The organism is Halanaerocella petrolearia (genome assembly GCF_054657875.1).
On the sequence record NZ_BAAHXW010000002.1, the window covers coordinates 1046011 to 1066682 of the forward strand.

Consider the following 20672-nt stretch of genomic DNA (forward strand, 5'->3'; position numbering starts at 1 on the left):
AAGCGTATTCTTGATCCTTATGCTAAATCAATGGCTGGTTTTGATATAAATAAAGATAGTATAGGCAAGGGAGCAGTTGTTGATTTAGAGCAGACTAATCCACAGGAATGGGAGAATGACGACTATATTGAATTGGATCAACCTCAAGATGCAGTAGTTTATGAGATGTCAGTTAGAGATTTTACTGTTGCTTCTAATTCAGGTGTTGAAGAAGAAAAAAGAGGAACTTATTTAGGGTTTATAGATAAGATACCTCATTTGAAAGAGTTGGGAATAACTCATGTTCAGTTAATGCCTATCTTAAATTTCTATTATGGGAATGAGTATAAGAAGGAATATGAAGATGTAGGCGATGATATAGATGGTAGTTACAATTATAATTGGGGTTATGACCCTCATAATTACTTTACTCCAGAAGGTTGGTATTCATTGGATCCTGATCGACCTCAGCAACGTATTCAAGAGGTCAAAGAGTTAATTCAAGCATTACATGAAGCAGGAATTGGTGTTATTTTAGATGTAGTATATAATCATACTGCTGAAGCTAATATTTTTGAAGATATAGTTCCTTATTATTATTATCGGTATCATGAAGATGGGAATCTTACTAATGGATCAGGTTGTGGTAATGATACTGCTTCTGAGCGAGATATGATGCGGAAATTAATTATAGATTCGACAACCTACTGGACAGATGAGTATCACGTTGATGGTTTTCGTTTTGATTTAATGGGGTTGCATGATGAGAAAACAGTAAATAAAATGACAGAAGCAGTTAAAGAGATTAATCCGTCTGCTATTATCTATGGTGAAGGATGGAATTTAGGTACTTTACCTACTGCTAGGAAGTATGTCAAAGCAGATGGAGAAAAGAGAAGCCTATTAGAGATTGAATCGGCACCAGGATTCTTTAATGATACAATTAGAGATGCTATTAAACATAGTCACTTTGGGGCTCGACTAGAAGATGGAGGATTCATTCAACAGACAGTTGATGCACAGGAGCTAATTAGAGCTGGAGTAATTGCAGGAATGGTTGACTATGAAACTGATGTACCAATTAATGAAGAACCATATCATCGTTTTGCTGATGATCCAGGAGAAGTAGTCAGCTATGTTACCTGTCATGATGGTCATACTTTATGGGATAAAATAGTTGGTTCTACTCCTGAAGCTAGCCTAGAAGAGAGAAAAAAGATGCATAAGTTAGCTACAGCAATCATTTTAACTGCTCAAGGAGTGGCATTTCTGCATGGTGGTTCAGAGATATTACGTAGTAAGCCCAATCCAGAACTTGAAGTTAAAGTTGATCATAATAGTTATAACTCTAGTGACTATACTAATCAAATTGATTGGTCAAGAAAAGAAGAGCATAAAGATATCTTCTCTTATTATCAGGGGTTAATTGAGTTACGTAATAATCATCAAGCATTTCGGTTGCCTACAATGAAGCAGATTCAAGAAAGTTTAAGCTTTATTCCTACTGAAACTGATTATTTAATTGGTTTTAGATTAGAGTTTGCTGCAGACGAGTGGGAAGATATTGTGGTTATTTATAATGCTAATCGAAAGGAGAAGAATATTAGAGTAGAGGGAGTTAATAGTAGTTGGCAAGTGGTTGCAGATGATCAGCAAGCAGGAGTTGCAGAGCTAACTGATACTAAGGTGGAAATTAAAGAGAAGCAGGTTAAAGTACCAGCTCTTTCTGCTGTTGTATTGCATAATTAAGAGTATAGGCGAATTATAATTCGCCTATACTTTTTTATCTGTTTGTCTTTACATTTTTTGATCACTCCTTATTACTTAATTTATATGAGATAGAAAGAGAGTTGTATACTTTAGTTCTCTTGGGCTTTATTCTCTAATTAAAAAGTGTTATAATACTAAATAATCTTTGAATAATTATGTAGTAGAGGAGTGAGTAGGATGCCAATTAAAGTTCCTGACAATCTACCAGCAGTGCGGACATTAGAGAATGAGAATATATTTGTTATGAAGGAGAGTCGGGCCTATAGTCAAGACATTCGAGCACTTAAGATTTTAATTTTAAATCTAATGCCACTTAAGAAGATTACTGAAACACAGATTTTACGTTTATTAGGTAATACGCCGTTACAAGTAGATGTAGTTTTATTACATCCTGAAACGCATACTTCTAAAAATACTTCTGAAGAACATTTAAGTACTTTTTATAAGACACTTGATGATGTTAAAAATGAGAAGTTTGATGGCATGATTATTACTGGAGCTCCTGTAGAACAACTTGATTTTGAGGAGGTTAATTATTGGTCAGAGTTACAGGAGATTATGGACTGGTCAAAGCATAATGTAACTTCTACTATGCATCTTTGTTGGGCTTCTCAAGCTGGTTTATACCATCATTTTGATATTCCTAAGTATAAGTTAGAAGAAAAGATTTTTGGAATCTTTTCCCATGATGTTCAAAATAGAAAATGTAAGTTAGTACAAGGCTTTGATGATCAATACTTCTGTCCTCACTCGCGTTATACGAAGATTAGGCGTAAAGATATTGAAACAGTTCCTAAGTTAAAGATTTTGTCTGAGTCAAAAGAGGCAGGAGTCTGTATGGTAGCTACTAAAGATGGAAGACAGATCTTTATTACTGGTCATCCAGAATATGACCGGACTACTTTAGCAAGAGAATATGAACGTGATTTAGAAAAGGGACTAGATATAGCAAAGCCTAAGAATTATTTTCTGAATGATGATCCAACACAGGATCCCGTAGTGACTTGGCGTAGTCATGCTCATTTACTATTTTCTAACTGGCTAAATTATTATGTTTATCAGGTTACTCCATATAATATTAATGAGATTAAATAATAAACTATAAGTAAGGATATATTATTGATATAAAGTCAAGCTTTCTATCAATAATTAACAGTTATAAATACTTATATAGTAAAGGATCATAAGGTTTTAATTGTAAACTGTAAACTGTAAACCGTAAACTGTCCACTTATTATTTAACAAAGGAGGATAACAATGGGCCAACTAGAAGGAAACAAGTTACCGACTAGAGATGGAATTAGTGATAAGTTTAAATGGGATTTAACTGCTATTTATAAAGATGATGACGAGTGGGAAACTGAGTTTGAGGAAGTAAAGAATAAACTACCTCAAGTTAAAGAATACAAAGGAATAATAGGTGATTCAGCTCAGAATTTATTAGAGGTTATAGAGTTGAGTAATGAATTGAGTCGCATATTATCTAAATTGTATAACTATGCCCAGCGTAAAAGTGATCAAGATACAACTAATACTGAATATCAAGCTTTAGTTTCTAGAGTACAAGGATTAGGTAATCAAGTTTCTAGTGCGACATCTTTTATTGGACCTGAAATCATTCAGATTCCAGAGGATAAATTAGAGAGATTTTTAGCTAATAATAAAGAATTAAGGTTATATCAACAGTATTTAGATAATCTGTTACGCCAAAAAGAACACTTTTTATCTGCTAAAGAAGAACGAATTATGGCTTTATCTGGCGAAGTATCACAAGGGCCAGAGAATATATTTGGTATGATCAATAATGCTGATATGGAGTTCCCTATTATTGAAGATGAAACTGGAGAAGAGATTGAAGTAACGCATGGACGATATGTAGAGTTGCTAAAGGATGACAACCGACAAGTTCGTAAAGAGTTTTTCAAGGCTTATCTTGGTAAATATCAACAACAGCAAAATACACTTGCTACTACGTTAAGTACTAATATTAAAAAAGATATCTTTCATATGCGAGCTAGAAATTATTCTAGTTCTCTCGAAGCTGCTCTAGATAGTAATAATATTCCCACTGAAGTCTATGATAATCTACTTCAGACAGTAGAAGATAATCTAGCCCCAATGTATAATTATGTTGACTTAAAAAGAGAGGGTCTAGATCTTGATCAATTACATATTTATGATTTATATGTACCTTTAGTTGACGATATAGAAATGGATATAGAGTATGAAGAAGCTAAAGAAATTATATTAGATGCTCTACAGCCTTTAGGTGATGAATATTTAGAAGTAATAGAAAAAGCTTTTACTAGTAGTTGGATTGATGTTTATGAGAATAAGGGGAAGAGAAGTGGTGCTTATTCTGCTGCTTGTTATGATGCTCATCCTTATATACTATTGAACTATACAGGAGAATTAAATGACTTATTTACTTTGGCCCATGAGTTAGGTCATGCTTTACATTCCTATTACTCTAATCAAGAGCAGCCATATGTCTATTCTGATTATAGTATATTTGTAGCTGAGGTAGCTTCTACTGTTAATGAATCATTATTGATGCAGTACTTATTAGAGAATACAGATGATGAAATGAAGAAAAAGTATCTATTAAACCATTATTTAGAACAGTTTAGAGGTACTGTCTATCGTCAGACCATGTTTGCTGAGTTTGAAAAAGAGATTCATCAGCGGATAGAAGAAGGTCAGGCATTAACTGCTGATTTATTATCTAAATTATATCATGAATTAAATAAGAAATATTATGGTGACCAGTTGATAATAGATAAAGAGATTGATATTGAGTGGGCTAGAATTCCTCACTTCTATTATAATTTTTATGTCTATCAGTATGCTACAGGATTCTCTGCTGCAGTAGCTTTATCACAGCAGATCTTAGATGGTGATAGTCAAGCAGTCAATCGTTATTTAGATTTCTTAAAGAGTGGTAGCTCTGATTATCCATTAGAAATTTTAAAGACAGCTGGAGTAGATATGAGTTCTCCAGAACCAATTGATAAAGCATTAGATATTTTTTCTAATTCAGTTGGGGAAATGAAAGATTTGATTTAAGTTTAGTAAAATAAACTTTTATATGGTGATTATATGGATAATTTAAAACAATATGCTAAAGTGATAGTCTATTTAGGCTTAATCTTAATCTTGGTATCTACTTTTACTGAGGCGAAATTAACTAAAATAAATAAAAAAGGTGAAGTTTATCTAGTAGAAGATCAAGCTCATTTTAAAAAATTAAAGAACCCGACTATTGCTTTAGCTTTAGGTGGAGGTGGTGCTAGGGCATTAGTAAATGTTGGAGTAATCAAAGCATTAGAAGAAGCTAAGGTGCCTATTGATATGATTATAGGGACTAGTATGGGATCTATTGTAGGTACTATGTATGGAAGTGGGTTACCAATAGAACAGATAGAGAATATAATAACTCAGACTCATTTTTCTAAAATGTTTGATCTCAACTTAGATATTGGTAATGCTTTATTGACAACAGCCAAATTTGATAAATTTATTGAAGATATTGCTCCTGTTAAATATCTAGAAGAATTTCCTTATCCTACTGCTTTATTGAGTTTTGATCTGAGTAGTGGTAACAAATACTTAAGTACTACTGGTCGTATTTCTAAAGTAATCCGGAGCTCATATGCTATTCCTTTTTACTTTCCTATTTATCAGTCAAGTGATAGATTTTTAATTGATCCAGGGGTAGTTGAGATAAGTCCAGCCAAGGCAGCTAAGGTCTTAGGAGCTGATTTCGTTATTGCTACTACTTCCTTTGGGAATCTACCTTACAATGACTATGCCAGTCCTTTACACTCTACAATGAGATTCCTTTCTTTAATTCAGCAGAAGAATGCCGAACGAATAATTAATAATTACTCAAATATAGTAATAAAAAATAATGTGGGTAAATATTCTTTTATGGACTTTCAGTTAGCTGATAAGTTAGTCCAGATTGGTTATCAACAGACAAAAGAAAAGATACCTCAAATAAAGAAAAGTTTAAGCCAAATTGGAGTTAAAAATAGAGAAAGTAATATTGATAAAGAGAAAGTAGATTTGAAACCAACTTTGCAAGAGATAAAGTATGAACGACAAGTAATTGATGAAACAAGTTTTAGACTACTCTATTATTATGGCAAAGATCATTCGCAATTTGTACAAAATTTATTTAAGAATGATTTATTTAGTCCTCAGTATGGTTTCGAACTTGATAAATCTCATTTAGAGTTAAAATTATTAAACTGGAATGGTGGACAGAAGTCAGACGTTAAGATTAGATGGAAAAAATTAACTAAAAATATTGATTTGATTATTAATTTAAATAGGAATTTAAATAAGAAAAATTGTAACTGGAAAGCAGGAATTAAATATTATACAGACAATTATGCTATAGGGTTCAAAAAAGCTAGATTAGATCAAAAGCAGGTTATTATAATTAATAATAGGTTTAATTTTGACTATCAAAATATTTTTAGTCAAAATGATATTAATTTATTAGTTGAAGGGTATGATAATCCAGTTAAGATTCTAGCTTCTCAAGAAGCGAATTATGATTTAAGTAGTATTTGGAGAATAAAGTCTAGGTTAGTCTTTAATAATACAGAATTGTTAGCTACTCCGTTGATCTATAGAGGAATATCTACTGGAGATGATCCTAAATTACAGACTGCAGTTGATTTAATTTATACATACAATTTTCTAAACTCAATAGAAGTAATGCCTATTTTACAGTTAACTAGCATAGAGTTATATTTATTTACTGATTATAAACAAGTAGATAATGTAACTTCCGCTATAGGATTAGGATCTAATTTTAATTTTAATTTATTAGGACTTAAACCGATTGACCTAGGACTTTATATTGCCTATGATAATGATAATAGAGATACAAGACTAGGAATCAATTTAAATTATAATTTTTAGTTCAAAACGGGTTTTAATATCAGAAAAAGACTAGTTGAATATATGACTGATTGGTTACTGGGGCCAACTGAAAGGCGGCCCCTCTCTTTTATTTTAATTAAAAAGGTGATGAACATGTTTACCAAATAAAGCAATTATAGAACAACAGTTATAAAGAACTTTTTTGGCTTTGGCTAACTTAGAGAAGTTACAATTTTGATACTTATAAAAGGATAAGACTTCTTTTTCAATATGAGCATCACTACCAAAGGTAGCTAATTTATCTTGATTATTTCTTAACTGTTGGGCAAGTCGGTTTCTCTTTTGGGAAATAGCGTGGTTGTAGGTTTCAATAGCGTCGACTTCTTTAATAGCTTGATTAATATAGTCTTTATTATTCAAGTAATTTTTTTGGGCCATACCTACTGGATGTGGTAGAGAAATAACACAGTCATATTTTCTAGCTTCTTGTAGGTAATAAGAGTAGTCTCGTTTAGTTCTAGTGATCTTATATTTGTTTTTAAAGGGTTTTACATTAGTTGTATAAAAACTTTTTAAATCTGAAATATCTTTAAAATAGATTAGTAATTCGAAACCATCTTGACAGCCTACTTCTATGCCAGGGATGATATTAATTTCTGGTATAGAGTATAATTCTAGAGCACTAGCAATTGTATTATGATCAGTAATAGAGATTAAATGATTTTTATTTTGTAAAAATTCTATAAGGAATTGAGTTTCAATTAAGCCATCAGAGGCAATTGTATGGATATGAAGGTCAATGTATTTAATATTCTGTTTTTTAGATTTATTAAAGAGATTAGGTAGCTGAGTTTTTTCTAACATAATTTTTCTCCTTTTGTAAATGGTAATTTTATTATATCAATAAAGTTATTGTTCTACAAATGGAAAACTGTTCAATTAAATTAATATTAATTAGGAGGTTTACAATGTTAAAGAAGTTTGTTCATTATTATAAAGCTCATTGGAAGTTGTTTTTAGTTGATATTATAAGTGCTTTTTTGATGTCAGGGTTAGATTTAGTTTTTCCAGTCTTTATTAAAGAGATGATTGATTACCATTTTCCTAATCGGAACTTTGTTTTAGTAACAAAGTTAATTTTTATTTTATTAGGGCTCTATTTATTGAGGTATATTCTGCAGTATATAGTCCATTATTGGGGACATGTAGTAGGGATTAGAATTGAGACTGATATGCGGAGAGATCTGTTTAATCATTTACAGAAGTTATCTTTTAAGTTTTATGATAACAATAAGACAGGTTATTTAATGTCGCGGATTGTTAACGATTTACATAATCTTTCAGAGTTGGCCCATCATGGTCCAGAAGACTTTTTGATTTCTACAGTAACACTTGTTGGTTCATTCCTAATTTTATTAAATTTAAATTGGCAATTAGCTGTAGTAACTTTCTTAGTGGTACCAATTATGGTCTACTTTTCGATTAAATTAGGTCAGAAGATGCATCGAGCCTTTAAGGTGATTAAAGAGGATTTAGGACAGGTAAACTCACAGATTGAAGATAGCTTAAGTGGAGTTAGAGTAGTTAAATCTTTTACTAATCAAGTTTTTGAACAAGAGAAGTTTGCCCAAGAAAACCATAACTATCGTCAGTCACGGGAGAAAGCAATGAAGACTATGGGCCAATTCTACTCTACTATGAATTTTTTGAGTAATCTAATTATCTTAGTAACTTTAGGAGCAGGAGGATATTTTATTTATCTTAATCAATTGACTACAGGTGAATTAGTAGCTTTTATCTTCTATATTAAACTTTTTATTAAACCAATTGAGAAGTTAATGCAATTTAATGAACAGTTTCAAAAGGGAATGGCTGGCTTTCAGAGATTTGTTGAGTTATTGGCAATTGAGCCAGAGATTAAAGATAGTGATAATGCCCAGAAGTTGACTACTGTAGAAGGAGAGATAGAGTATAATAATGTCTCTTTTGGTTATGGAGAAGAGAATAAAGTGTTAACAGAAGTTAATATTAATGTTGAAGCAGGAGAGACAGTTGCTTTTGTTGGCCCGTCTGGTGCTGGTAAATCAACCTTATGTAAGTTATTACCTAGATTCTATGAATTGGATCAAGGCGAGATTTTAGTAGATGGATCTAATATTAACGATTTAACAGTTAAATCGTTACGAGAGAAGATAGGTATTGTTCAACAAGATGTCTTTTTATTTAATGGGACAGTTAAAGATAATATCGCCTATGGAAAATTAGATGCTAGTGAAGAAGAGATTATTGCGGCTGCTAAGAAAGCCAATGCCCATCAATTTATTATGAATTTAGAAGATGGTTATGATACAGGAATTGGTGAGAGAGGAATTCGTCTATCTGGAGGTCAGAAACAAAGGATATCTATTGCTCGATCTTTCTTAAAGAATCCACCAATCTTAATTTTAGATGAGGCTACTTCTTCGCTAGATAATGAGAGTGAGCAGATTATTCAAGAATCTATTGATCTATTAGCTCAAGATAGGACTACTTTAGTCATAGCACATAGATTATCTACTGTCAGAGATGCTGATAAGATAATTGTCTTAACTGAAGATGGTATTATGGAGCGAGGTAGCCATAGTGAGTTGCTTAATAAATCAAATGGAGTCTATAGTAGTCTATATCAAAAACAATTTAGAGAAGATTTGACTGCTTAGTTATAATCAAGTTGGCCCTGGATTAATTCCAGGGCCTTTATAGTTTAATTTTTACTTTCTTAGTATTTCTTTTGCCTCTTCATCAAGGGCTTCAGTCATGTAAGGGATACCAGTTACTTCTGCTGTTTCTCGATTACCTGCCATTAGATCAGACCGATCAATTGCATCTAGATTGAACTTTCTAGCTCCAGCCATAAACTGTTGTAATCCAGCCTTTAATTTATCAGCTAGATTCCAAAGAGCTATAGCTCCAAATGGAATATTATCTATTTCATCTGTACCTACCTTCTCAGCTACATCATGCCAACCAGCAAAGATGCTTTCTGGGGTGTTACCTATATCTTTAACTGTCTTAGGTAAGTTATCCCAGTTAGCATTTAGTTCTTCCTTTTTTTCAGGATGGAAGACACCTTCAATATTAGAGCCTAAAAAACCTGCAATCATAGGAGCCCGTCCCATACAGACCATCTTAACATAAGGGGAACCCAAAGCTAGAGCTTTAAAGATATGATCCTCTCTAGCCAATCCACCAGCTAATGAAAGATCAGGTACTTCAATTCCTTCCTCGGCTAGGATATCAGCATATTCAATAGCCTTAGTATGTAACTGTAAGGAAGGAATACCCCAATTTTGCATCATATTCCAAGGGCTCATACCTGTTCCTCCACCAGCACCATCTATAGTAACTAAATCTAATTTAGCATCAGCAGCAAAACGGAGGGCCATAGCTAATCCTTTCATACCATAAGCACCAGTCTTTAAAGATATTCTTTTAAAGCCTAGTGATCTTAAATAGTCAACTGATTCCATAAAGTCTTTTCGTAGAGCTTCAGGATTACTGGCATCAGTACCTCCTAATCTACTGTGACGAGCAAAGCTTTTGATAGCACCTGACTTAAAGGCTTTTTGGTTGGCTTCAATATTAGGGTCAGGGTCGACAACATAGCCTCTATCTGCTAAGAATTTAGCATACTCTAAACTCTTAACTTGAATTTCTCCACCAATATCTTTAGCTCCTTGGCCCCACTTTAATTCAATAATTACATCATCGCCATAATTATTACTGATATATTCTGCTACACCATTTCTTGTATCTTCAACATTTAATTGAACAAAGATAGCTCCATTTTCACCAGCATATTTCTGGTAAGTCTTTATTCTATAGTCTAATTCGGGAGCTTTGACTACTCTACCATTTTTCAGTTCTGCTTCTTGGTCTACTCCTACTACATTTTCACCAATTACAATAGGAAAGCCAACTAGAGCTGCGCCAATAGCAAAAGACTCCCAGTATTTTTCTGCAATAAAGGTAGATCCTAAAGCACCAGTCATAATTGGTAGGGTAGACTTGGTCTTAATCTGATTACCAAATTCTGTTGTAGTATCTACATTAGAGAATATACAGTCATCAGCACTATTGCTAAGTCCTGTAGGAAGTCCTTGGGCATTATGAGTATAGCCTTGAATTCTTAAACTATGATAGCCAACTCCCTTTGGTGAGATATTATTACTACCTGAAGTTATTTCTCCAAAGTCTCTTGGATATAATACCTTTCGTCCTTCTAAGGAAGATAGCCAAGTTTCACATTTTCCTTTACAATCTGCTCGACATAGAGTACAAAGTCCAGATTCACAAGGATTACCACGATTTACTGTTCCCAGGGCATCATTTCTCTTTCTCCACTGCATTAACTTCTCTCCTCCTCAAATTCTCATTATAAATAAATATAAAAATCATCTATTTCTAGTATTATCTAAGTATTTAGTAAATAATAAACTAGAAAGGATGACTTAATATGATTATAACAACTAATATATTGAAATAAAACCATTTTTATAAAATGAATAAATTTATAATAGTTTTTTTAAAATAATTATTTTTAAGGAGGATAAAAATTGATTACTACGTTAACTATTAATGCAGCAGTTGATTACACAGTTGAAACTAGTCAGTTAGAAATAGGAGCAGTCAACTCAGTAGAGTTTAGACGTAAAGATGCAGCAGGTAAGGGAATAAATGTTGCTAAAGATGTTGTTAAGTTAGGTCAAAAAGCTAAAGCAATTGCTTGTTTAGGGGGATCAGGTGGAGAGTATATTAATCGATTTTTAGAGAAACGAAAGATTCCAGCTGATATTAGCTGGATAGATGGAGAAACTAGAACCAACTTAAAGGTAGTGGATGAATCAGGTGACGAAACAAAAATTAATCAACAAGGTGCTAATATTTCAGAAGATGTATTGGTTGAAGTGAAGAAGAAAGTATTAGATTCAGTAGCTACTAGCGAGGTTATTGTTTTAGCAGGTAGTCTACCTCCTAGTATACCTCAGGACTTTTATCATGATTTAATTAAAGAGATTGGTCAAGATAAAGTAAAGGTTTTTTTAGATACATCTGGTCAACCATTAAAGTCAGCTTTAGAAGTTCAACCTACTTTAATTAAGCCTAATATTCATGAATTAGAAGAGATTTATGAGCAGAAGATGTCTCAGTCTCAAGTAATAGAGGTAGGACAAAAATTAGTGAAGCAAGGGATTAAACTAGTATTGGTCTCTCTAGGTTCCGAAGGTGCTATTTTAGTTACAGAAGGTCAAATTCTACAGGCTAATCCACCAGTGGTTGATCCTGTTAGTACAGTAGGAGCAGGAGATAGTATGGTAGCAGGAATGGCAGTGAGTTATTTAGAAGATAAATCTCCTGTGGATATGCTTAAATTTGCTACAGCTGTCAGTGTAGCTACTATATTACAGCCAGGTTCAGAAGTTGGTGGATTAGAGGAGACTAAAGAAGTGATTGATCAGGTAGAAATTAAAAAACTATAGTTAAAATAATCTGAGAGGATTAAAAATTTAAGAATATAGAGAGTATCTGATTTTAATTTATTGCATACTTATATTAGTAGCTGATCTTTAGTCCTAAAGTTATATATTATAGTGACAGGTAACAAGTGATAGGTAAACCTATACTATTTTAGTTCTTGTTACTTGTCACTGACACATAATACCAATGATATTTAACTACTAAGAGATAAGGGGGATTAAAGTGTCAGATTTAAAAAATAATTTAATGTTAGTTAATAAGGAAAATAGATTACCGGCTGATTATGTTCCAGATAATCTTATAATGCCAGATGTTCCTTTTTCTTTTACTGAATATCATCAAAAAAAGTTAATGCAGGAAGAGGCAGCAAATGCTTTAGAAAAGTTATTTAAAGCAGCAGAAGAAAATATTGATTTATATGCAACATCTGGATATAGATCATATAAGAGACAGGAGAAGATCTTTAGCACTAAATCTAAAAAGTATGGTGAGAGACAGGCCAATCAATTTAGTGCCCGACCAGGAGAGAGTGAACATCAGACTGGATTGGCAATGGATGTGACTAGTCCAACAGTAGACTTTCAATTAATACAGGAGTTTGGAGTAACAGAGGAAGGAGAGTGGATTAAGAATAATGCTTACAAATTTGGTTTTATAATTCGTTATCCTAAAGGAAAAGAAGATATTACGGGGTATAAGTATGAACCATGGCACCTTCGTTATGTGGGCCAAAATACAGCAGAAGAAATATCAATGAGAGATATAACACTAGAAGAGTATTTAGAAGAAATATTGTAAGATAAGTTGGTCATTTTTGGTTTTTTAAAGGGTTTGAAGTATTTTTCAGGAAAAAGATAGATAAAAGCAATTAGAGCAGTTTAGGAGGAGAATAATGGCTATTCATGTTGATACTATTACAGAAACAGTAGCAAAGATGTGTCAAAAAGCAAATTTTGAGTTAGGTGCTGATGTAATTAAGGGTTATCAGCAAGCTTTAGAAAGAGAAGATTCGCCAGTAGCTCAAGAGATTTTAGAACAGTTAATTGAGAATGCAGAGATTGCTAAAGAAGAGAGAATGCCAGTCTGTCAAGATACAGGTATGACAGTAGTCTTTGTTGAATTAGGTCAGAATGCTAAAATTGAAGGTGGAAATTTAAAAAAGGCTATTAATCAAGGAGTCAGAGAAGGATATAAGGAAGGCTATTTACGTAAATCAGTAGTAGCAGGCCCTTTAGAGAGAAATAATACAGAAGACAATACCCCAGCAGTAATTCATACAGAACTAGTACCAGGAGATAAATTAAAGTTGACAGTAGCTCCTAAAGGCTTTGGTAGTGAGAATATGAGTCAGATCAAGATGTTAAAACCAACAGATGGTAAAGAAGGAGTTAAGGATTTTGTCCGGCAGGTAGTTAAGGATGCAGGGGCCAACCCTTGTCCACCAGTAGTAGTAGGGGTAGGAATTGGAGGAACTTTTGAGAAAGCAGCCCTAATGGCTAAAAAGTCACTGTTAAGACCACTAGGTGTCGATAGTGAAGATGAAGATACAGCTAACTTAGAAGATGAGTTATTGGAGGAGATTAATGAATTAGGAGTTGGCCCGCAAGGATTTGGTGGTCAAACAACAGCTTTAGCAGTCAATATAGAGACATTTCCAACTCATATAGCAGGTTTACCAGTAGCAGTTAATATTAATTGTCATGTAACTAGACATAAAGAGCGAGTTTTAGGTTAAGGAGGAGAGTAGATGAGTAATATTAAATTAGAAATGCCATTATCAGAAGAAGAAGTTAGAAATCTAGCAGCTGGAGATCGAGTATTACTATCAGGGACAATCTATACAGCCCGTGATGCAGCACATGCTAGGTTAGTAGATGCTTTGCAAGAAGATAAAGAATTGCCAATGGAGTTAGAAGGACAGGTAATCTACTATGTTGGCCCAGCTCCAGCTAAACCTGATAAAGCTATTGGTTCAGCCGGGCCAACTACTAGTTATAGAATGGACCCTTTTGCCCCAAGATTAATTAAAGAAGGTTTAAGAGGTATGATTGGTAAAGGAGAGCGAAATGAACAAGTAGTAGAAACTATGCAAGAAGAAGGAGCAGTTTATTTTGCAGCAATTGGAGGAGCAGCAGCTTTAATTGCGCAGAAAATAAAAGAGTCTGAGATAATTGCTTATGAGGATTTAGGTACAGAGGCAGTTAGAAAGTTAAAAGTAGAAGACTTTCCAGTAGTTGTGGCTATTGATAGTCAAGGCAATAGTTTATATTAATAGTCGTGAGCCATGGGTTATGAGTTGTGAGTTAATTCAATACCAAAACTAAAAATCTTAAAGTAAGAGCATTTATGAAGATTAAATTTTGAATATAAAGAGCTTGAAGACTGGCTTTATTAACTAAGGACATGCCAATATTGGTATGTCTTTTTACTTATAGATATTTATTAACTTATATTTTAAAGAGGAAATTAGATAGTTGGTATCATATCCTTTATATAGGAGAGTATTAATTTAGGTTGAGGTGAAAATTTATGAGAAGAAGATTAAGTTTAGGGGTTATATTATTGATCTTAGTCTTATTTTTAACAGCTTGTAATAGTCAAGGAGTAGGAAGTTTAGTGGTATCTGTTTCTAATCAGCAACAAGAATTACAGAATGATATTTATGTTGGAATTTATGCAACTGATTATGGAGAAAGAGTTAAATTTGGTTATACTACTAAAGGAATGGTTCAATTTAAAGGTCTACCAACAGGAATTTATAGGGTTAAAGTTATTGGACAAAATACTAAAAAAGAATTAAAAGTTAAGGTTAATACTAGAGAAACCAATTCAGTTGATGTTAGCTTATAGGAGGAGAGAGAGATGTTAAAATTAAAGAAAGGTATCTTGATTGGTATATTATTAGCTTGCTTACTAGTCTCAATTAGCTTATCTGTAGAAGCAGTCTCAGCAGGAGAAAAGAAGATAGCTAAGAAGAACTTGAAGAGATATATTAATGAATATGGTCGAGCCTACTTGAAATCTGAAGAAAAAAGAAGAATTGATCAAATTTTTTCTGACTTAGCTGGAAAAGCTAAATTAGATGACCCAGAATTAAATTTTAAATATGATGTAATTGCCGCTCCAGTCATGAATGCTGCTTACTTAGGTGCTGGACAGTTAGTAATATTTGAAGGACTTATAAATAAAGTAGAGAATGATAAGCAGTTGGCAGCAATCATAGCCCATGAGTTAGGACATGGAGTCAATGATGATATTCAAGATAATTTGGAATTAATTCAGACTATGCAGTTAGGAAATGCTTTAATTGATTTAATAAATGATGGTAAGATTAATCAAGAACGTCCTGGGTTAATAACCACTATAGCTTTTAATCTACTCCAAAAAGGGTATAGTAGAAAACAGGAGAAGGAAGCTGATAGATATTCAGTCTTTTTAACTCAGCGAGCAGGTTATGATCCTCAAGGTACAGTAGAAGTCATGAGATTGCTTAAAAGAAACCAAAACGGGCCAACTGATTCAGAACTACTAGAGGTTGTTTCTGATCATCCTAATTTAGATAATCGGATTGACTATTTATCTCAATTAGTCAATCAATTAAAACAGGCTAATCAGCTCTATAATTCTCCACTTGCTACAGCACGTAGATTTACTAAAGGCTTATTAAAAGAAGATATAGATGTTATTTATGATACTTATACTAGAGAAGTTAGAAAGCAGTTATCAATTAAAGCATCTCAACAGCAAGAAAGATATCAGAAGGTAGTAAGTAGAATTAATCAATTAGAAAATAAATCTGCTTATACCTTACAATTAAGAAATCAAGTTGAAGGTACATCACGAGTAGCTATTTCTCTATCTAATGATTTAGTGTTAGCAATTGATTTAATAGCTGGTAAGTATGGATGGCGAATTGCTAGAGGACCATTTGTTTATTAGATGAAGTTGAAGATTTGTAAGTTAATGTTATATCTGTTATAGTTTTAGTATATTGAACTCATTTGGGAGGGAGTAATGATGAGAAAGATGACTCTGTTGATATTAAGTCTTTTATTATTAGTTAATGGATTGACAATCTCAGTATTAGCTCAAAATCAATCTAAAGAAATATTTATTCCAAAGGTTGATTATTCACATTTTAAGTTGGATAATGGACTACAAATTTATGTTTTTGAGGACCATAAAGTTCCTTTAGTCAATTTTTCAGCTTGGTATAAGGTAGGTTCCATTGATGAACCAGAAGGAATATCAGGTATTTCACATTTATTAGAACATATGATGTTTTTAGGAACAGAAACATTAGATAAGAATCAAATACATAAACTAGTTAAGTCAGCTGGTGGTGTCAATAATGCAGGAACTAATTATGATTATACCCAATACTATGAAGAATTACCATCAGCTAAACTAGAATTAGCTATGGCCATTGAATCTGATCGAATGAGAAATTTAAATATTAACCCTCAGGAGTTTAAGCGAGAGAAGAAAGTTGTTAAGCAAGAGCGAAGGAAGAGAGTAGAGAATAATATCTTCCAGTCTAGTTTAGAGAAGGTACAGGCGAAAGCCTTTCCTAACTCGCCACTGAAACATCAGATAATTGGTTGGAGAAAAGATTTAAATCAGATAACAGTAGAAGATATAAGAGACTATTACCATAGATATTATGCTCCTAATAATGCAGTCTTAGCAGTATCAGGTGATGTTAATCCTAAAGAAGTATATCAATTAGCTAAGAAATATTATGGAGATTATAAGCCCCAACCAGTTAAAAGGCTGAAGAGAATAGAAGATAAACAGACAGAAGAGCGAACAATTACTTTAGAAAAGATAACTAAAGTACCATTTATCGAAATGATGTATAAGATTCCAGCCGGAGACCATCGTGATTTAGTTGCTATTCAAGCCCTGCTTGAGATTTTAGTCAATAATTCAACTTCTCGAATTAAGAACGAACTAAAACAGAAGAAAAGTTTGATTCTCCAGACAGGAGGTTTTACTGTTGCTTTGCGTAGACCAGCTTTTGCTATGATTTATACAATACCTATGTCAGAGAAGGTTATAGATCAAGTCCAGACAGCTTTTGATCAAGAATTAAAAAAATTGATAGAGCAGGGTATAACTGATGAAGAACTAAAGATAGTTAAGAAATCTGCTCTTAAGAGTATCATTAAAAGTCAAAAACATACATCTACTGCAGCACGTAGAATAATTAAAGATGTAGTAAGGTATAATGATCCTCAATTATACCAAAAAAAGATTAAGTGGCTAAATAATTTAACTAAAGAGGATATTATTAGAGTAGCTAAGAAATACTTTAAAAAGGACAATAGAACAGTAGGTTATGTAGTACCGAAGAAATAGAAAAAATTACTATTTGTGAGGTGATAGAGGGTGAAAAAACTAATGACAATAATGTTAACTTTATTACTTATTATATCTATAGTATTTATTCAAGATTCTTATGCTCAAACTAGTTTCAGTCAACAGTTATTCAAGAATTTGGCCCAGAATAAGAATCCCATTCCTAAGATAGATATTCCTGATTATAAGCGGGTTGAATTAGATAATGGTCTAGTTGTATATTTAGTAAAAGATGATCAGTTACCACTAGTAGAATTGACTGGTTATATTAAAGGCGGTAATAAACAGGAAAGAAGAGAGATAGCAGGTATTTCTAGTTTAATGCTAGAGATGATGAATACAGGAACTGATAATTTTAATGAACAAGAACTTGCTAAGTATAAAGAACTACATAGTATAGACCTTAATTTTAAGTCTCGAAAAGATTACTTTAAATTTTCTGGGAACTCTTTAAGTAAAGATCAGAAGGAACTGATTAGAGTATTAGCTGATATACTGCAGAATCCTAATTTCAAAGCTCAATACTTTAAACGAATCAAACGAGAGACTTTACGAGGGTTAGCTCAAGCTAGAACACAAGAACGAGCCTTATTAAATATGTATTTTTACAAACATATTTATCAGGACCATCCTTATTCTTTTGACTATAATCTTAATTTAAGAAGAAAAGCTTTAGCAAATATTACACCTAAGACCTTAAATAAGTTTTATAAGCAGACTATTGCTCCAAATAATATAGTTTTAGGTATTGTTGGTGATATAGATCTTACTCAAATGGAGAATCTAATTAAGAAGACCTTTAGTAAGTGGTCAGCTAAAGAGTTGAATTTAAGAAAGCCAGAGATAAAAAGAGACACTGATGATGGAGAAGTAATCTTGGTTAATAAACCTGATGCTACTCAGGCTAGGATAAAGATGGGTTATAATTTCTTCGATTATAAATTCAAAGATAGAGTACCATTTAAGATAGCTAATCGAGTTTATGGTGGAGGTAGTTTTAGTAGTCGATTAATGGAGAACTTGAGAACTGAGAAAGGTTATGTGTATGGTATTCATGCTAAAAGCAGTTATCAACAACTAGGTGGAGTTTACTATGTGGCTACTGAGGCAAAACCAAGTAAGATTGATGAAGTGATTCAAGGTATTAAAAGAGAGATGATAACTATTAAGCAAGGAGAGCAAGAAATAACAGAAGAGGAATTATTTGAAGTTGTTAATCTGTATAATGCTCTTTTTCCTAAGAGTTATCAGTCTAAGTTAAAAGTTTTAAATGAAGTAATGTATAATGTAGAGTTAAGAAATAGAGAAGTGGATTATATGAATCAGTTTATAGAAAAATATAATACTTTAGATCAGAGTGAAGTTCAACAAGTATTTGCTCAATATAGCCGTCCTGATCAATTTCTAACAGTAATTGTAGGTAATAAGAAAGATATATTACCTCAATTCAAAGAACAAGAGATTGATGTAAAAGTAATTGAGATTGATTAATAAAAAAAGGCCAACTCTAGAGTTGGCCTTTTTTTATATTACTTTTTGTTTGGTATTAAGATAAGATTTAACTTTATCTACAAAGTATTGATGAAAACTTAAGTCACCTTCTAACTCTGGATGGAAAGAAGTAGCTAGTAGATTATCTTCTTCCATTGCTACAATCTTATCTTTTAGTTTTAATAATATTTCTACATTATTACTTGTCTTAGTAGCATAAGGTGCTCTAATAAAGACTAAAGGTATCTCTTTATCTGTTACCTGTGGGATTATAGCTGTAGTCTTAAAACTATCTAATTGACTGCCATAACCATTTCTTTTAATGCTAGTATTCATTAGATTAAGATGACTATCTCCATCTTCTATTTCTTTAGCTAATAGAATCATTCCTGCACAAGTACCCCAGATAGGAACTCCTTTATTAGCTAATTCAATAATCGGTTCTTTTAAATTGAAAATATTGAGTAATTTTCCCATAGTAGTACTTTCGCCACCAGGTAAGATTAAGCCATCTAATTTATTAAATTCTTCCTTCTTTTTAACAGGAAAAGGAGTAACATTTGGAATCTGTTCTAATAGTTCAAGATGTTCTTTGACTCCCCCTTGTAGATCTAAGACACCTATTGTAATCATTGTGATACCACTACCATCCTCTATGGGCCAACTTTTCATCTTCATCTAGAGTATCAATATTTATTCCTACCATGGCCTCGCCGAGATTTTCAGAAACTTCAGCGATAACAGCGGGGTCATTATAGTGAGCAGTAGCCTTGACAATAGCATCAGCTCTTTCTGCAGGGTCACCTGACTTAAAGATTCCAGATCCAACAAAGACACCATCACAGCCAAGTTGCATCATCATTGCCGCATCAGCTGGAGTAGCAACGCCACCAGCAGCAAAGTTGATAACAGGTAATTCACCATTTTCAGCTACATACTTTACTAGATCAAATGGTGCTCTCATCTCTTTAGCAGCAGCCATTAATTCTTCACTATCCATAGTAGTTAGTTGTCTGATTTGAGAGTTAACTTTTCGCATATGACGAACTGCTTCTACTACATTACCTGTTCCTGCTTCTCCTTTAGTTCGCATCATACTAGCTCCTTCGCCAATTCTACGTAAAGCTTCATTTAGGCTAGTAGCTCCACAGACAAATGGTACATCAAATTCAGTCTTATCAATATGATTGTCCTCATCAGCTGGAGTTAATACTTCACTTTCATCTATGTAATCGACTCCAATTTCTTCTAAAATTTGAGCTTCCACAAAGTGTCCAATTCTTGCCTTAGCCATTACTGGGATAGAGACTGAATCAATAATCTCTTTAATCATAGCCGGGTCAGATGTTCTAGCTACGCCACCTTCTTTTCTAATATCAGCTGGAACTCTTTCTAAAGCCATAACTGCTACTGCTCCTGCTTCTTCTGCAATCTTTGCTTCTTCTGGAGTAGTAACATCCATAATGACGCCACCCTTTAACATTTGAGCTAAATTCTTATTTAGTTCATAACGGTTACTCATCTCTACTCAACTCCTTTACAGTTCTTTTATTTTAAAGTATAATATTGTACCGATGCAATGTTGAAATGATTAACATTGTATCCATGAATAATTATACGAAAAGGAAATTGTATTGTCAAGAGGGGTACAATAATTA

General features: G+C 32.9%; 17 protein-coding genes. 13 read left to right on the forward strand and 4 right to left on the reverse strand.

From position 1 onward, the window contains the following. Positions 1–6 precede the first annotated feature (6 nt). The 4 genes from pulA (at position 7) to ACYQ39_RS12645 (ending at position 6684) form a co-directional block, all read left to right on the forward strand. Entirely contained in the window at positions 7–1728 is a 1722-nt protein-coding gene (gene pulA / locus ACYQ39_RS12630; RefSeq protein ID WP_459844361.1) for a type I pullulanase, read from the forward strand. Positions 1729–1926: 198 nt separating this feature from the next. After that, positions 1927–2844: a homoserine O-acetyltransferase MetA gene (gene metA / locus ACYQ39_RS12635; RefSeq protein ID WP_459843699.1), complete on the forward strand. Its 918-nt coding sequence runs from the start codon at positions 1927–1929 to the stop codon at positions 2842–2844. A gap of 162 nt (positions 2845–3006) precedes the next feature. Beyond that, on the forward strand, positions 3007–4815 hold the full coding sequence (gene pepF, locus ACYQ39_RS12640; RefSeq protein ID WP_459843701.1) for an oligoendopeptidase F: 1809 nt from the start codon (positions 3007–3009) through the stop codon (positions 4813–4815). A gap of 33 nt (positions 4816–4848) precedes the next feature. After that, positions 4849–6684 carry a patatin-like phospholipase family protein gene (locus ACYQ39_RS12645; protein ID WP_459843704.1) on the forward strand — a complete coding sequence of 612 codons (1836 nt, stop codon included), beginning with the start codon at positions 4849–4851 and terminating at the stop codon, positions 6682–6684. A 93-nt stretch (positions 6685–6777) separates the two neighbouring features. Here ACYQ39_RS12645 and ACYQ39_RS12650 read toward each other — a convergent pair whose 3' ends face one another. Further along, entirely contained in the window at positions 6778–7509 is a 732-nt protein-coding gene (locus ACYQ39_RS12650) for a PHP domain-containing protein (protein ID WP_459843706.1), read from the reverse strand. Between the two features lie 104 nt (positions 7510–7613). On the opposite strand from ACYQ39_RS12650, the gene ACYQ39_RS12655 reads away from it, so the two are divergent. After that, positions 7614–9344: an ABC transporter ATP-binding protein gene (locus tag ACYQ39_RS12655; RefSeq protein ID WP_459843708.1), complete on the forward strand. Its 1731-nt coding sequence runs from the start codon at positions 7614–7616 to the stop codon at positions 9342–9344. Between the two features lie 51 nt (positions 9345–9395). Here the strand turns inward: ACYQ39_RS12655 and ACYQ39_RS12660 are convergent, their stop codons facing one another. Beyond that, on the reverse strand, positions 9396–11033 hold the full coding sequence (locus tag ACYQ39_RS12660) for a glutamate synthase-related protein (RefSeq protein WP_459843710.1): 1638 nt from the start codon (positions 11031–11033) through the stop codon (positions 9396–9398). 207 nt (positions 11034–11240) lie between these two features. Between ACYQ39_RS12660 and pfkB the strand changes: the two genes are divergently transcribed. The 8 genes from pfkB (at position 11241) to ACYQ39_RS12700 (ending at position 19014) form a co-directional block, all read left to right on the forward strand. After that, positions 11241–12164, forward strand: coding sequence for a 1-phosphofructokinase (gene pfkB, locus ACYQ39_RS12665; protein ID WP_459843712.1), 924 nt, complete (start codon positions 11241–11243; stop codon positions 12162–12164). Between the two features lie 220 nt (positions 12165–12384). After that, positions 12385–12960, forward strand: a complete 576-nt coding sequence (locus ACYQ39_RS12670) for a M15 family metallopeptidase (protein ID WP_459843714.1) — start codon at positions 12385–12387, stop codon at positions 12958–12960. A gap of 94 nt (positions 12961–13054) precedes the next feature. Then, on the forward strand, positions 13055–13897 hold the full coding sequence (locus ACYQ39_RS12675) for a fumarate hydratase (RefSeq protein ID WP_459843717.1): 843 nt from the start codon (positions 13055–13057) through the stop codon (positions 13895–13897). Positions 13898–13909: 12 nt separating this feature from the next. Beyond that, the gene (locus ACYQ39_RS12680) at positions 13910–14434 is read left to right on the forward strand and encodes a Fe-S-containing hydro-lyase (protein ID WP_459843720.1); all 525 of its coding nucleotides are present in this window, start codon (positions 13910–13912) and stop codon (positions 14432–14434) included. Positions 14435–14691: 257 nt separating this feature from the next. After that, the gene (locus tag ACYQ39_RS12685; RefSeq protein ID WP_459843722.1) at positions 14692–15012 is read left to right on the forward strand and encodes a hypothetical protein; all 321 of its coding nucleotides are present in this window, start codon (positions 14692–14694) and stop codon (positions 15010–15012) included. Between the two features lie 12 nt (positions 15013–15024). Continuing rightward, positions 15025–16101, forward strand: coding sequence for a M48 family metallopeptidase (locus ACYQ39_RS12690; RefSeq protein WP_459843725.1), 1077 nt, complete (start codon positions 15025–15027; stop codon positions 16099–16101). Positions 16102–16179: 78 nt separating this feature from the next. Then, positions 16180–17523 (forward strand): M16 family metallopeptidase, encoded by a 1344-nt coding sequence (locus ACYQ39_RS12695; protein WP_459843728.1) that lies wholly within the window; start codon positions 16180–16182, stop codon positions 17521–17523. A gap of 42 nt (positions 17524–17565) precedes the next feature. After that, positions 17566–19014 (forward strand): M16 family metallopeptidase, encoded by a 1449-nt coding sequence (locus ACYQ39_RS12700; RefSeq protein WP_459843731.1) that lies wholly within the window; start codon positions 17566–17568, stop codon positions 19012–19014. Between the two features lie 33 nt (positions 19015–19047). Here the strand turns inward: ACYQ39_RS12700 and pdxT are convergent, their stop codons facing one another. Both pdxT and pdxS read right to left on the reverse strand, forming a co-directional pair. Then, a complete protein-coding gene (pdxT, locus tag ACYQ39_RS12705) occupies positions 19048–19647 on the reverse strand; it encodes a pyridoxal 5'-phosphate synthase glutaminase subunit PdxT (RefSeq protein ID WP_459843734.1) in 600 nt (199 codons plus the stop codon). A 10-nt stretch (positions 19648–19657) separates the two neighbouring features. Then, entirely contained in the window at positions 19658–20536 is an 879-nt protein-coding gene (pdxS, locus tag ACYQ39_RS12710) for a pyridoxal 5'-phosphate synthase lyase subunit PdxS (protein WP_459843736.1), read from the reverse strand. Between the last annotated feature and the right edge of the window lie 136 nt (positions 20537–20672).